10 protein-coding genes are annotated in these 14,129 nt (G+C 69.9%); 7 read left to right on the top strand and 3 right to left on the bottom strand.

Features of this window, described 5'->3' with window-relative positions; translation table 11 throughout:
* The first annotated feature begins 242 nt into the window (after window positions 1-242).
* Entirely contained in the window at window positions 243-1,013 is a 771-nt protein-coding gene (locus tag E5S69_RS26490; protein WP_171517426.1) for a ferredoxin--NADP reductase, read from the top strand.
* A 62-nt stretch (window positions 1,014-1,075) separates the two neighbouring features.
* Here the strand turns inward: E5S69_RS26490 and fumC are convergent, their stop codons facing one another.
* Window positions 1,076-2,482, bottom strand: coding sequence for a class II fumarate hydratase (gene fumC, locus E5S69_RS26485; protein ID WP_171517425.1), 1,407 nt, complete (start codon window positions 2,480-2,482; stop codon window positions 1,076-1,078).
* A 136-nt stretch (window positions 2,483-2,618) separates the two neighbouring features.
* On the opposite strand from fumC, the gene E5S69_RS26480 reads away from it, so the two are divergent.
* Window positions 2,619-3,503: a LysR family transcriptional regulator gene (locus E5S69_RS26480; protein ID WP_171517424.1), complete on the top strand. Its 885-nt coding sequence runs from the start codon at window positions 2,619-2,621 to the stop codon at window positions 3,501-3,503.
* A 12-nt stretch (window positions 3,504-3,515) separates the two neighbouring features.
* Here the strand turns inward: E5S69_RS26480 and E5S69_RS26475 are convergent, their stop codons facing one another.
* A complete protein-coding gene (locus E5S69_RS26475) occupies window positions 3,516-3,866 on the bottom strand; it encodes a four-helix bundle copper-binding protein (protein ID WP_171517423.1) in 351 nt (116 codons plus the stop codon).
* Window positions 3,867-4,188: 322 nt separating this feature from the next.
* Here E5S69_RS26475 and E5S69_RS26470 point away from each other — a divergent pair, with 322 nt between their 5' ends.
* Window positions 4,189-4,563 carry a hypothetical protein gene (locus tag E5S69_RS26470; RefSeq protein WP_171517422.1) on the top strand — a complete coding sequence of 125 codons (375 nt, stop codon included), beginning with the start codon at window positions 4,189-4,191 and terminating at the stop codon, window positions 4,561-4,563.
* On the opposite strand, the gene E5S69_RS26465 is transcribed toward E5S69_RS26470, so the two are convergent.
* Window positions 4,557-6,572, bottom strand: coding sequence for a sensor domain-containing diguanylate cyclase (locus E5S69_RS26465; protein WP_171517421.1), 2,016 nt, complete (start codon window positions 6,570-6,572; stop codon window positions 4,557-4,559). The two genes, E5S69_RS26470 and E5S69_RS26465, sit on opposite strands and share 7 nt — an antisense overlap.
* A 257-nt stretch (window positions 6,573-6,829) precedes the next feature.
* On the opposite strand from E5S69_RS26465, the gene E5S69_RS26460 reads away from it, so the two are divergent.
* From E5S69_RS26460 to E5S69_RS26445, 4 genes are all read left to right on the top strand, one after another.
* Entirely contained in the window at window positions 6,830-10,054 is a 3,225-nt protein-coding gene (locus E5S69_RS26460; RefSeq protein ID WP_171517420.1) for a bifunctional diguanylate cyclase/phosphodiesterase, read from the top strand.
* A gap of 131 nt (window positions 10,055-10,185) precedes the next feature.
* Window positions 10,186-11,277, top strand: a complete 1,092-nt coding sequence (locus tag E5S69_RS26455; RefSeq protein ID WP_171517419.1) for a putative 2-aminoethylphosphonate ABC transporter ATP-binding protein — start codon at window positions 10,186-10,188, stop codon at window positions 11,275-11,277.
* The gene (locus E5S69_RS26450) at window positions 11,274-13,001 is read left to right on the top strand and encodes a putative 2-aminoethylphosphonate ABC transporter permease subunit (RefSeq protein ID WP_171517418.1); all 1,728 of its coding nucleotides are present in this window, start codon (window positions 11,274-11,276) and stop codon (window positions 12,999-13,001) included. The genes E5S69_RS26455 and E5S69_RS26450 overlap by 4 nt, the downstream gene beginning before the upstream one ends.
* A gap of 64 nt (window positions 13,002-13,065) precedes the next feature.
* Window positions 13,066-14,091 (top strand): putative 2-aminoethylphosphonate ABC transporter substrate-binding protein, encoded by a 1,026-nt coding sequence (locus E5S69_RS26445; RefSeq protein ID WP_171517417.1) that lies wholly within the window; start codon window positions 13,066-13,068, stop codon window positions 14,089-14,091.
* Window positions 14,092-14,129 lie beyond the last annotated feature (38 nt).

The following is a 14,129-nucleotide window of genomic DNA, read 5'->3' as shown; positions in this document are numbered from 1 at the left end:
GGTTGGTAATGGCTGCATGATGGATGTTGACGACCGCTGGATAAATGTCCGTTAGAAGAAATGATTAGACAGAATTTCTGAACAATCTTCGACGTGCCGGATGCGGCTCACGCCCGCAAGAGCGCGCGCAAATCCCTTGCTGGCGTTGCAGGCTCCGCCTGCGCCGACCCGGCTCATGCGTTAAGATCGCTTCCTTCCCAGCCGTTTTGGCGCGCCCGTTGCGCTGTATTCCGCGTCTTGCCATGAGCAATCTGAACCAGCAATCGATCCTTTCCGTCCACCACTGGACCGACACCCTTTTCAGCTTCACCTGCACGCGCGACCCCGGTTTCCGCTTTGAAAACGGCCAGTTCGCGATGGTCGGGCTGGAGGTGAACGGCCGTCCGCTGCTGCGCGCCTACAGCATCGCCAGTGCCAACTACGAAGAGACGCTGGAATTCTTCAGCATCAAGGTGCCCGACGGCCCGCTGACCTCGCGCCTGCAGCACCTGCGCGAGGGTGACCAGATCTATGTCGGCAAGAAGCCGACCGGCACGCTGCTGGTGGACAACCTGCTGCCCGGCAAGACCCTGTGGCTGCTGGCCACCGGCACCGGCCTGGCGCCGTTCCTGTCGATCATCCGCGACCCCGAGGTCTACGAGCGCTACGACAAGGTCGTGCTGACCCATACCTGCCGCTTCGTGGAAGAGCTGGCCTACCGCGAGCTGATCCAGGAACACCTGCCGCAGCACGAGCACCTGGGCGACCTGGTGCGCGAAAAGCTGGTGTACTTCCCGACCGTCACCCGCGAAGAGTTCGACAACCGTGGCCGCATCACCGACCTGATCGCCTCGGGCGAACTGTTCGAACGCCTGGACGTGGCGCCGTTCTCGACCGAGAACGATCGCATCATGCTGTGCGGCAGCCCCGATATGCTCAAGGACGTGCGCGGCATCCTGGAAGCGCGCGGCTTTGCCGAAGGCAATATGAGCCACCCCGGCCACTTCGTGCTGGAAAAGGCCTTCGTCGGCTGAGTCCGGCCCGCCCCGGCGCGGATTGGTTCCGCGCCGGGCGCCTCTGTCTTATCCCTTGCGCGCTACACCTCGCGCGTCATCCCCTTCAGGTCGATCCACTCGGCAAACTGCGCCTCGGTAACATGCCCGGACGCGATCGCCGCCTCGCGCAGCGACAGGTTGCGCTTGACCGCCAGCTTGGCGATCTCCGCGGCGCGGTCGTAGCCGATATGCGGATTGAGCGCGGTCACCGGCATCAGCGAGCGCTCCAGCAGCTCCGCGATGCGTTCGCGGTCGGCCTCGACGCCCTCGACCATATGCTCGGCAAAGCTCGAGGCCGCGCCCGCCAGCAGGCTCACTGACTGCAGCAGGCTGTAGATGATCACGGGCTTGTAGGCATTCAGTTCCAGCGTGCCCAGCCCGTTCGCCAGCGTGACCGTGGTGTGGTTGCCGATCACGCGGCAGCACACCATCGCCAGCGCCTCGGCCTGGGTCGGGTTGACCTTGCCCGGCATGATCGACGAGCCCGGCTCGTTGGCCGGGAGCACCAGCTCGGCAAAGCCGGCGCGCGGGCCGGAGCCCAGCAGCATGAAGTCACGCGCGATCTTCAGGAATGACGAGGCCGTGGTGTTGAGCGCGCCGGACAGGTCCGCCAGCGCATCGTGCGCGGCCTGCAGCGCATAGCGGTTGGGCGCGGGCTCGAACGGCAGGCCGGTGTAGTCCGCCAGCGCGCGCGCAAAAGCGGCGGCGAAGCCGTGCGGCGCGTTCAGGCCGGTGCCCACCGCGGTGCCGCCCTGCGCCACCGGCATCGCGCGCAGCATGGCATGCTGCAGGCGCGACTGGGCATCGGCCACCTGCGTCATGTAGCCGGAGAATTCCTGCCCCAGTGTCAGCGGCACCGCGTCCTGCAGGTGCGTGCGGCCGACCTTGACGATATCGGCAAAGGCGTCGACCTTGCGCGCGAAGGTCTGCTGCAACTGCTCCAGCGCCGGCAGCAGTTGCTGCTGGATCGCGCGCGTGGCGGCGATGTGCATCGCGGTGGGAAAACTGTCGTTGGAAGACTGGCTGGCATTGACATGGTCGTTGGGATGCACCGGCGCCTTGCTGCCGACCTGGCCGCCCAGCAACTGGATCGCGCGGTTGGCGATGACCTCGTTCAGGTTCATGTTGGTCTGCGTGCCCGAACCGGTCTGCCACACCGACAGCGGGAACTCATCGGGCCAGCGGCCTTCGATGACTTCGGCGGCGGCCTGCTCGATGGCGTGCGCCAGTTCGGGCTTGAGCACACCCAGTTCGCCATTGGCGCGCGCCGCGCACAGCTTCAGGATGGCAAAGGCCTCGATCAGCGCGGGCGGCATCTTCTCGGTGCCGATGCGGAAGTTCTGGCGCGAGCGTTCGGTCTGCGCCCCCCACAGATGGTCGGCGGGTACGGGCACGTCGCCCAGGCTGTCTTTTTCGATGCGGGTGGCGGCGGTGGACGGGGCAGGCATGGGCAGACTCCTTGGCAAGGCGGCGGGCGGGGCCGGCGGATAGGGGGCGGTCCATTAGAATACCGCTTCGCCATGGCGGGTGCCCGCGCTCCGCCGTCTTGCCGCGCTGCCGGCTTTCGCGACATCTTCCCGCCGCATGCTCATCGCCCAGCTCAAATCCTTTTTCATGGTGGCCCGCATCGGCAGCGTCACGCAGGCGGCCAGGCGCCTGGGCCTGTCGCAGCCCACCATCACGGCGCAGATCCGCGCGCTGGAAGACGCTTACGGGGTCGAGCTGTTCCATCGCGGCGGCCGCCGGCTGGCGCTGTCCGACGCCGGGCTGGCGCTGTTGCCGCGGGTCGAGGCGCTGGTGCAGCAGGAAACCGAGATCGACTTCTTCCTGCGCCATTCCGGCGACCTGCGCACCGGCAGCCTGCGCGTGGGCGCCACCGCGCCCTACTACGTGCTGGAACTGATCCGCCGCTTCAGCGATCGTTTCCCGGCCATCGACGTCAGCGTGGTCACCGGCAATTCGCAGGAGGTGCTGGCGGCGCTGCAGGAATACCGCGTCGACCTGGCTACCTCGTCGCAGCGCGTGGACGATGCGCGCCTGTCGCGCATGCTGCTGGGGGTGGATCCGCTGATGCTGGTGGTGCATCGCACCCATGCGCTGGCCGGGCATGCCGAAGTGCCGGTCAGCGCGCTGGCGGGCTGCCGGCTGCTGATGCGCGAGCTGGGGTCGACCACGCGCATCGCCACCGAAGACATGCTGGCGCACGCGCGCGTCAGTCCCGCGGCGCAGATGGAAATCGGCAGCCGGGAGTCGATCCGCGAAGCGGTGATCCGCAACCTGGGCGTATCGGTAATCGCCCGGCATGAAGTGCCCAGCCATCCTGACCTGCGCGTGCTGGGCTTCACCGATGCTTCGCCATGCCTGCACGAATACCTGTATTGCCTGCGCGAGCGGCGCGGCGCGCGGCTGATCGATGCCTTTGTCGCGCTGGCGGACGCACCATCCGGGCAGGCACCCGGCGGGAACTGAGCGGCGCTTGCGCTACGCCGTCATTTTCAGGCACTGCTCCATGCACGCGGCGCAGGCGCGCGCGCATTCCTGGCAGTGTTCGGCATCATGGCGCTCGCATTCTTCCTTGCACCACTTGCAGACTTCGGCGCAGTCCTCGCACACCAGCGGCGCGAACTCGCTGTTGCGCAGCATGTAGGACGCGGCCAGCTGGGCGATGCCGGCACAATCCATGTCCAGCGCAATGCAGCGCGCCATCTTGCGCACGTCCTGTTCATCCAGGCAGGCGGCCGCGCACTTGAGGGCGGCCGCCGCAGCGGCATTGCAGGCGGCAATGCAGTCAGCGTAGCGGGCGGCGTTTTCCTGCACGGTGGGTCGGATCATGGAACGTCCTCCTTCGGGGGTAGGTGGATGGAACCGGCATGCCCGCGGTGCGGCAAGCGTCGCCTGCGCGCCCGCTCAGGGCATCGTTATCCACAATAGCAGGCGCTGCAGCTTCCTGTCGGCCCGGTATTTGCTGCGCCACGCTGGTTACAATGCCAGGTAAGCGCAGCAGGCAGGCGCCGGCACCCAGGCAACGCGGCCGTCACTCGCCGCAGGGTTCGGGCACCACCGGCCCGCATTGCGCATCTAACAGGCATGGCACCGGCCGCACGGCCGGCCGATGCCAACACACACACCGGCAGCACGGGGAAGGAACGACATCATGGGCGAGGCAAAACGGCGGGGCACCCCCGAGGAGCGTGCGGCACAGGCACGCGCAAAGATCGAGGCCTTGCGCCCGGCCCAATTGGTTTGCGGGCACTGCAAGACCGCGTTCGCGCAGTTCGACGCGCTCGATGTGCCGGGCCTGCCCGGCATCGATGCTGTGTTCGGCGGCGAATGCCCCAACTGCGGCAACGACGTGGTGGTGTTCAAGGGCGCGCCCGAAGCCGTCGCCGAGGCCATGATCGCCTGGGAAAAGATGCTGGGCGCCGACGCCCAGCTTGGCTACCAGTCCAGCGATGGGCGCCACGTGCCGTTCGAGCCCGAGGGCGCCGGCGGAGCGGCGCCGGACAAGCCCGCCGGCACCATTCACTGAGCCGCGTGCGGCCCCGCGGGCTGCGGGCTCGGTTCCTCCGCCAGTTCCGGCGGGCCGATCTCGTAGCGGCCGCGGCCCGCGCCCTTGGCGCGGTATAGCAGCACGTCCGCGAGCCGCATCAGCTCGTGGTCATGCGCCGGACCCCCGCGGTACAGCGCTACGCCGATGCTGACGTCGACGTCGGCGCGCACGCCCTCGAAGCTGAACGGCTGATCCATCGCCTGCAGGATCGCCTGCGCGACACGGCGCGCGGCGGCAGGCTGCGGCAGGTCTTCCAGCACCACGGCGAACTCGTCGCCGCCCAGCCTGGCCACGGTGTCGCTGTCGCGCACGCACTGGCGCACGCGCTGCGCGAAGTCCTGCAGCAGCAGGTCGCCGGCGGCGTGGCCGTGGATATCGTTGACCGCCTTGAAGCGGTCCATGTCGAGATACAGCAGCGCCATCAGCGCGCCATGCTCGCGGCTGCGCGTCATAGCCGCGTGCAGCTGGCCTTCGAAGGCGCTGCGATTGAGCAGCTGCGTCAGGTGGTCGGTGCGCGACATGCGCGCGAGGCGCTGCGTTTCGAGCTTGCGCTGCGTGATGTCCTGCACGTGGACATGCACGCCCACCACTGCGCTGCCGTCGGCGCTCCATTCCGGACGCAGGCTGGTTTCCATGCAGTGGTAGTCGGGGCGCTCGTCCTCGGTTTCAAAGGTCACCGCGCTGCCGGCCAGCGCGCGTTCCAGGAACGGCCGCACGCGCGCGAAGCGGGCCTCGCCGAGCACCTCGCGCATCGGCTTGCCGCGCAGTTCTTCCGGCTTCAGGCCGAACACCCGCTCATAGGCCAGGTTGTTGAACACATAGCGCGCCTCGGTATCGACAAAGGCCAGCAGCGACGGCAGCGTGTCAGTCACGGCGCGCAGCCGCCGTTCGCTGCGGTCCAGCGCCTGGCGGCGCTCGCGCACGTCGCGCATCAGCTTGATGAAGGCGCGCGTCAGGTCGCCGATCTCGTCGCGCTGCTGGCGCGTGGGCAGCCGCTCGAACGCGGACAGGTCGTTGGCGCTGGCCAGCACCACCCGGTGCAGGCGTGACAGCGGCGCCAGCTGGCGCCGCACCGCCAGCCAGATCAGCAGCGCCACCCCGGCCATCGCCACCCCAGCCATGCCGAGGAAGCGCTGCTGCATCTGGCGCAGCGGCGCGTAGGCTTCGCGCGCCGGCAGCAGCGCCACCAGTTCCCAGCCGGTGCTCGACATCAGGTAGCGCGCAATCACCGGCCGCGCCGGCGTGAGGAATTCCAGGGTAGCGGGGCTGTCGTCCTCGCCGCAGGTATCGGCCACCGGCCGTGCCGGCTGGCGCGCCTGGGCAGGGTCGGGATGGCGCACGTAGACCGGCTCGCGGCCCGCCGATACCAGGCAGTAGTAGCCAGTGGTGCCCAGCCGGTTATGCAGGATGTCGACCAGGAAGTTGGCACTGGACAGGTCCAGCCAACCGCCCACCAGGCCCTGGAAACTGCGCTGGGGTGACAGCACCGGCACCGCCACCAGCACGCCCATCTGGCCGGTGGTGCGCGAGCGGATCGGCGGCGATACCACCGGTGCCAGCGTGCGTGCCGCCTCGCGGAAATAAGCGCGGTCGCCCACTTCAGCGCCGGCGCCATGTCCGCTCACGACATTGCCGTGCAGGTCGGCGACCAGCAGCGCGTTGAACGCCGCCGGCACCGGGATCGCGGCGGACAGCGCCTCCAGCGCCCGCTGCCGCGCCGCGGCGGCGTGCGCGCCGTGCGCCTGCGCCAGCAGGGGTCCGAGCTGGGTGGCCTGGTGCGAGAGCAGCTGGATCCGGTCGTTCATGGCCGAGTCGAGCTGGTTGGCGGTCAGCTTGACCACGGAGTCCTGCTGGCCTTCGAGCGCATCGTGCAGGTCGCGATGCGCGTCAAACAGGGCAATCAGTACGATGCCGGTGCCGAACACCGCGGCCAGCACGGTGGTGATGATCGCAATGCGTGCTTTCAGCGTGGGCGTGTAGACGGGCATGTCGGGTGCAGTGGGGGCGCAAGGCTGCGAGGAGGCGCAAGCTTGTCGCAAACTGCAGGTCGAGTCTCGGGTACAACCCTAGCATACCCCGCCGCAGTGGGGCATCCGGCATTTCCCCGCTGCCGGCGCCATGCCGCGGCGGGGCTGTGCGCGCTGCCTGCGCCACGGTATAGTCCCCCGCTAAGGCGAGGGCTGGCCGCGTGGCGGCATGCCTGCGCAGGGGAGGTGCCCCTGCCGCATGCCGGAACCCACCGAACATGAGACTGACTTCGCTTCCTCCCGCCCTGTTGTCATTGCTGGTCGCGGCCGGCGGCGCGATGCTGACGGCGGGGGCATGGCTGCAGGCCGACCGGCTCGAGCGCCGCGCCGCCCAGCAGCACTTCGATGCGCTGCTGGCGCAAGCCGGCGGCGCGCTGCGCGAGCGCATGCAGGAGAACGAACGGCTGCTGCGCGGCGTGGCCGCGGTGATGACGGCCAATCCCGGCACCTCGCGCGCGCAATGGCGCAATTATCTCTATACCGCGCAGCGCGACGACCTGCCAGCCGGCACCCAGGCGATCGGCTACGCGCCGCTCACCACGCCGCAGCAGGTTCCACGGCTGGTGCAGGCCGCCCGCGCCGACGGCCTCGCCGATTACAGCATCCATCCCGCCGGTACGCGCGCGCTGTACGCGCCCATCCTCTACATTGATCCGCTGGACGGGCGCAGCATGCGGGTGGCCGGTTTCGACATGCTGTCCGAGCCCACCCGCCGGGCCGCGCTCGAAGCCGCCCGCGACAGCGGCGAGCCGCGCCTGAGCGCCGGCCTGGACCCGATCCGCGAGACCGAGGCCGTGCCGCGCCAGCGCGGCGCGATGGTGTTCCTGCCGGTCTACGGCGGCGCTGCCGCGCTGAGCACGGTGGCGCAGCGGCGCGACGCCGTGCTCGGCTACGTCTATCTGTCGCTGCGGCTGGGCGACCTGATGCGCGCCGTCGGGTCCTCAGCCGCGAATGAACTCGAACTGTCGCTGCACGAGGGCGGCCCCGCCGCGGCCGGGGCGCTGCTGTCGGGCGGACCCACCGAAGGCGAGCTGCGCGAAGACGGCAAGGCCCCGCTGCTGCAGGGCGAGCGCCAGTTCCACTATGGCGGCCGCAGCTGGACGCTGCGCGCCGCCACCCGTCCCGCCTTCGAAGCCGCGCATGGCCCGCAGCCCGCTTATCTGGTCCCGGCCGCGGGTGCGCTGGCGACGCTGCTGCTGGCATGGCTGACCCATGCGCTGGCGCGCCAGGGCCGCGCCGCACGCCAGCGCGAGGCGCAGGCCATGCACGCCTGGGAAGACGACAGCGCCCTGCTGCAGGCCTGCCTGGCCCAGTCCGCCGATGGCTTTGTCGTGACCGATGCGCAGGGCGTGGTGGTGCGCGCCAGCGAGCGCGCCGGGCAATTGTTCGGCACCGATGCAACGCGCCTGGCCGGACGCAGCCTGGACGCGCTGGTTCCCGGCGCCACCGGCGTGGTTCCGGCCGACGCCGCGGCGGGTTCCGCGGTCCACCGCGAACTGGCGGGCGTGCGCGCCGACGGCGCCAGCTTTGCGCTGCGCGTCAGCGCCGCGCGCCTGCCCGGCGCCGCCGGCGCGGCGTGCCACTGGCTGTGGGCGCTGACGGACGTCGCGCCCGAACGGCGCGCGCAGGAGGCTGCCGGGGTGCAGGCGGCGCGCTATGCCGGGCTGCTCGACCACGCCGCCTTCTGCGTCATCACCTTCGACCAGCACGGCCTGATCACCGGCATCAACGCGGCCGGCCAGCGCATGCTGTGGTACAGCAGCGCCGAACTGGTCGGCCACATGCCCATGACCGGCCTGCATGTCGCCGCCGAATTGGCCGAGCACGCGCGCGCACTGAGCGCCGAACTGGGCGCGCCGGTGCCGCCCGGGCTGCCCGCGCTGCTGGCCAAGCCGCGGCTGGGGCTGACCGATGAACGCGAATGGACCTGGGTGCGCAAGGGCGGCTCGCGCATGCCGGTGCGCCTGGCGGTGTCCGCGTTGCCCGTGCCGTCGCAGGTGGAGGAGTCCGCCAGCCATGTCGCGCCCGGCGCGCCGGCAGCCGGCTACCAGGCGATCGGCTACGACCTGACCGAGCGCCTGCGCGTGGACGAGTACATCCGCCACCTGGCGCTGCACGACCCGCTGACCGGCCTGCCCAACCGCGCCGAGCTGAGCGAGCGCGCCCAGGCCCTGCTGCTGCAAGCGCGCACCCGCGGCGAGCGCGTGGCGCTGCTGTTGCTCGACCTGGATCACTTCAAGCACATCAACGATTCGCTCGGCCACCCGGTGGGCGACGACGTCCTGCGCACCATGGCCGACCGCATTAAGGGCACGGTGCGCCAGGGCGACCTGGTGGCACGCATGGGCGGCGACGAGTTCGGCGTGGTGCTGGGCGGCCTGCGCCACGACAGCGAAGCCGAGCTGATCGCCGCCAAGATCCAGGCGCGCGTCAATGAAGAGTTGCTGGCCGGCGGCCAGCGCCTGCGCGTGACGCCTTCGATCGGCATGGCAGTGTTCCCCGACGATGGCGACTCGCTGACCGAGCTGCTCAAGTCCGCCGACTCGGCGGTCTACGCCGCCAAGCAGGGCGGGCGCGCGCAGCTGTGCCGCTTTGCCAGCGCAATGGCCGAGGCCTCGCTGGCGCGCTTCACCATCGAAGGCCTGCTGCGGCGCGCCCTGGCCGGCAACGAGTTCCGGCTGCGCTACCAGCCCATCGTCGATACCGCCACGCTGACCATTCCCGGCGTCGAGGCGCTGATCACCTGGGAGACCGCCGAGCGCGGCGTCATGCAGCCGGCCGAGTTCATCCCCATTGCCGAGCAGAGCGGCCTGGTGGTGCCGCTGGGTGAATGGACCCTCGCCACCGCCTGCCGCGAGATCCAGGCCTTGCGCACGGAACTGGGCCGCGACCTCGAGGTGGCGGTCAATATCTCGCCGCTGCAACTGCGCCAGGCCAGCTTCCCCGACACCGTGGCGCGCTGCCTGCAGCAAGCCGGCCTGCCGCCGCAGGGGCTGGTGATCGAAGTCACCGAAGGGCTCCTGGTCGATGGCGGCGAGACCACCATCGAAACCTTCCGCCGCCTGCGCGAGCTGGGCGTGGGACTGTCGATCGACGATTTCGGCACCGGGTACTCGGGACTCAGCTACCTGACCCGGCTGCCGATCAGCCGGCTCAAGATCGACAAGTCCTTTGTCGACGGCGTGGCCACGCCGGGCCACGACCAGGCCGTGGCCGCGGCCATCATCGCGCTCGGCCACCAGCTGCATCTGAAAGTGATTGCCGAAGGGGTCGAGACTGCCGCGCAGTTCGCCTTCCTGCGCGCGCAGGGATGCGACGGGCTGCAGGGCTTCCTGTTCAGCCAAGGCGTGCCGCAGGACGCGCTGCGCGAGGTGCTGCGCAAGCCGCTGGCCGTGCCCGACATTGCCCGCATCCGGGCCGCGTCCACGCCGTACCAGGCCTGACCGCGCGCCGCGCGCTGCATCCCAAATCCCCCGATAGCGCCATCGAAATACTTTGCCGATCTGCCATATGGCTGGCATCTGCGCTGCCTATGCTGGCGGCCGGTTCGATCGAGATGCGGGGAGATTCGGTAATGCAGGCTGGCAAGCCAACGCAGGGCAGGGCGTTCCTGGCCGTGGACCAGGTCAGCAAGCGCTTTGGCGGCTTCGTGGCGCTGGATGGCGTGTCGCTGTCGGTCGGGCAAGGCGAGCTGCTGTGCCTGCTGGGCCCGTCCGGCTGCGGCAAGACCACGCTGCTGCGCATCATCGCGGGCCTCGAGCGCGAGGACGCCGGCCGCATCCACGCCGGCGCGCGCGCGCTGACCGGCCTGCCGCCGCAGGCGCGCGACTACGGCATCCTGTTCCAGTCCTACGCGCTGTTTCCCAACCTTACCGTGGCGCAGAACGTCGCGTACGGGCTGCACGGGCGCGGCATGGGGCGCACGCACCGCGACGCGCGCGTGGCCGAGATGCTCGGCCTGGTCGGGCTGGCCGGCAGCGAACGCAAGTTCCCCGGGCAGCTCTCCGGCGGCCAGCAGCAGCGCGTGGCAATGGCCCGTGCGCTGGCGCCGGCGCCTTCGCTGCTGTTGCTGGATGAGCCGATGTCGGCGCTCGATGCGCGCGTGCGCGAACATCTACGCGCCGAGCTGCGCCAGCTGCAGCGCCGCCTGAACATCACCACCGTGATGGTCACCCACGACCAGGAAGAGGCCATGACCATGGCCGACCGCATCGCCGTGATGGAGGGGGGGCGCATCGTGCAGGCGGGCACGCCCGCCGAGATCTACGAGCAGCCGGCGTCGGCCTTCGTCGCCGGCTTTGTCGGCCAGGCCAACTGGCTGCCCGGACACAGCGCGGCCGGGCGCTTCCTGGTTGGCGAGGGCAGCGAGGCGGTCGAGCTGCTATTGGACGCCGCGGCGCCAGTGGCTGGCGCCGGCAGGCTGTGCTGCCGCCCGGAGGCGGTGCGGCTGGACCCGGACCCCGCCGAGCCCAACCGGCTGCTGGCGCGCGTGGTCGACCAGACCTACCTGGGCAACCGCTATCGGCTCGCGCTGGCAGCCGACCGCCTGCCCGGGCTGACGCTGTTTGCCGACGTCGCGCGCGAGGCGCGGCACCGGCTGCCGGAGGCGGGCGGCCACAAGTTCTGGATTGCCTTGCCCGCGCCGGCGTTGCGGGTGTTCGCATGACGCGCGCCGCCACGGCGGTGCTGCCAACGCAGGCACCTGCATCCCACCGGCGCGGCACCGGCCTGGCCGCGCGGCTGGCGCACGGCGCCCCCGCCGCGATGAAGTGGCTCTGGCTGGCCGGGCTTGCCGTCGGCCTGCTGTTGCCGCTGCTGGCGCTGTTCCGCCAGGCCTGGTTCGATGGCGCGGGCCAGTGGGTGCTGGGCGCGCGCCTGGCCGCGCTGGTCTCCGGCCCCAACTTCCTGCCGATGCTCGGGCGCAGCGTGGCGGTGTCGCTGACGGTGGTGGCGCTGGTGGTGCCGCTGGCGTTCGGCTTTGCCTATGCGCTGCAGCGTTCCTGCATCGCGCTGCGGCCGCTGTGGCGCGGCATTGCGCTGCTGCCGCTGTTCGCCCCCTCGCTGCTGCCGGCGCTCGCGCTGGTCTACCTGTTCGGCAACCAGGGCATCTTCCGCGGCGCCTTCGGGGCGGGTGGCATCTATGGCTTCTGGGGCATCGTGCTGGGCGAGGCTTTCTATACCTTTCCGCATGCGCTGATGGTGCTGGTGGCGACGCTGTCGCTGGCCGATGCGCGCCTCTATGAAGCGGCGCGCGCGATGGGCGCCGGCCCGTGGCGCACCTTTCGTACCGTGACGCTGCCGGGCGCGCGCCAGGGCCTGTTCGCCGCAGCCTGCCTGGTGCTGACGCTGGTGATCACGGATTTTGGCGTGCCCAAGGTGGTGGGCGGTGGCTACCCGGTGCTGGCGCTGGAGGCATACAAGGCCGTGGTCGGCCAGCAGCAGTTCGACCGCGGGGCGCTGATCGGCATGCTGTTGCTGGCGCCCGCGCTGCTGACCTTTGCCGTGGACATGGCGCTGCAGCGGCGCCAGCGCACGCAGCTGGGCAGCCGCGCGCAGGTGTACGTGCCGGCGCCCGAGCGTGGCCGCGACAGCGCATGCCTGCTGCTGGTGCTGGGCATCAGCGCCGCGCTGCTGACGGTGGTTGCCACCGCGGTGGGGGCGTCACTGGTCAAGCTGTGGCCGTACAACCTGAGCCTGACGCTGGCGCACTACGACTTCGACAACATGGACGGCGGCGGCTGGCTGGCCTACCGCAACAGCCTGAAGCTGTCGGCACTGACCGCGCTGGCCGGCACGGCGACGATCTTCCTGGGCGCCTGGCTGACCTTGCGCACGCGCGGGCCCGCGTGGCTGCACGGCGTGCTGCGTGCGGGCTTCCTGCTGCCGATGGCAGTGCCGGGCCTGGTGCTCGGCCTGGGCTATGTGTTGTTCTTCAATGCGCCCGGTAATCCGCTGCACGCGCTGTACGGCACCATGGCGCTGCTGGTGCTGTGCAATGTCGCGCACTGCTACACCACCGGCCACCTGACCGCGGCCGCCGCACTGCGGCAACTGGACCAGGAGTTCGAGGCCGCCGCGCTGGCGCTGGGCGTGGCGCCGCTGCTGACGTGCTGGCGCGTGACCGTGCCGGTGTGCCTGCCGGCGTTGCTCGACATCTTCCGCTACCTGTTCGTGTCGTCGATGACGACGGTCTCGGCGGTGATCTTCCTGTACAGCCCCGACACCGTGCTGGCCGCGATCTCGGTGCTGAACATGGATGATGCCGGCGATACCGCACCCGCCGCGGCGATGTCGACCCTGATCCTGCTGACCGCCGTACTGGCGGCGCTGCTGTTGCACGCGTTCTCGGCCGGCTGGCTGCGCCGCGCGCAGCGCTGGCGCGCCGGCTGAACCGTTGCCGTTTTGTCATCCCGCTGCATTGCGCAACACACTGACCGACCCCAAAGGAGAAACCATGTCCCGCATCACCCGCCTTGCCGCAGCATTGGCCGCTGCCACGCTGCCGCTGCTGGCCGGCCACGCCGCCGCCGCCACCGTGCTGACGGTCTACACCGCGCTCGAAGCCGACCAGATCGCCGCCTACAAGGCTGCCTTCGAGAAGGTGCATCCCGAGATCGAGATCAAGTGGGTGCGCGACTCCACCGGCATCGTCACCGCCAAGCTGCTGGCGGAAAAGGCCGCGCCGCGCGCCGACGCGGTGTGGGGCCTGGCCGGCTCCAGCCTGGCGATCCTGGACAAGGAAGGCATGCTCGAACCGTATGCGCCGAAGAACCTCGCGGCGATCGATGCCAAATACCGCAGCCCGGCCAACCCGCCGGCATGGGTCGGCATGGACGTGTGGGGCGCGGCGATCTGTTTCAACACGGTCGAGGCGCAGAAGCAGGGCCTGCCCAAGCCCAGCTCGTGGGCCGACCTGGCCAAGCCGGTCTACGCAGGCAAGGTGGTGATGCCGCATCCGGCCTCGTCGGGCACGGGCTTCCTCGACGTCAGTGCATGGCTCCAGATGATGGGGGAGCAGAAGGGCTGGCAATACATGGACGCCCTGCACAAGAACATCGGCCTGTACACGCACTCGGGCTCCAAGCCGTGCAAGATGGCGGCGCAGGGCGAATTCCCGATCGGCATCGCGTTCGAGTACCGCGCCATGAAGTCGAAGAAGGAAGGCGCGCCGATCGATATCGTGCTGCCCAGCGAAGGCCTGGGCTGGGACATCGAGGCCACCGCCATCGTCAAGGGCACCCGGCAGCTTGATGCCGCGCGCAAGCTGGCCGACTTCTCGGCGTCGCGCGAGGCGATGGCGCTGTATGAAAAGAACTTCGCGGTGCTGGCCGTGCCGGGCATCGCCAAGCCCGATGCGCTGCTGCCGGCAGACTACGAGAAGCGCCTCATCAAGAACGACTTCCGCTGGGCCAGCGATAACCGCGACCGCATCCTGGCCGAATGGAGCAAGCGCTACGAAGGAAAGGCGGAGAAGAAGTAAGGTCGGTACGCCGGCCGAGGCGCCGCCGTGACAAAGCA

The sequence above is a fragment of the Cupriavidus necator genome (genome assembly GCF_013141915.1).
GTDB classification, from domain to species: domain Bacteria; phylum Pseudomonadota; class Gammaproteobacteria; order Burkholderiales; family Burkholderiaceae; genus Cupriavidus; species Cupriavidus necator_B.
This window is presented reverse-complemented; position numbering and strand designations above follow the sequence as displayed.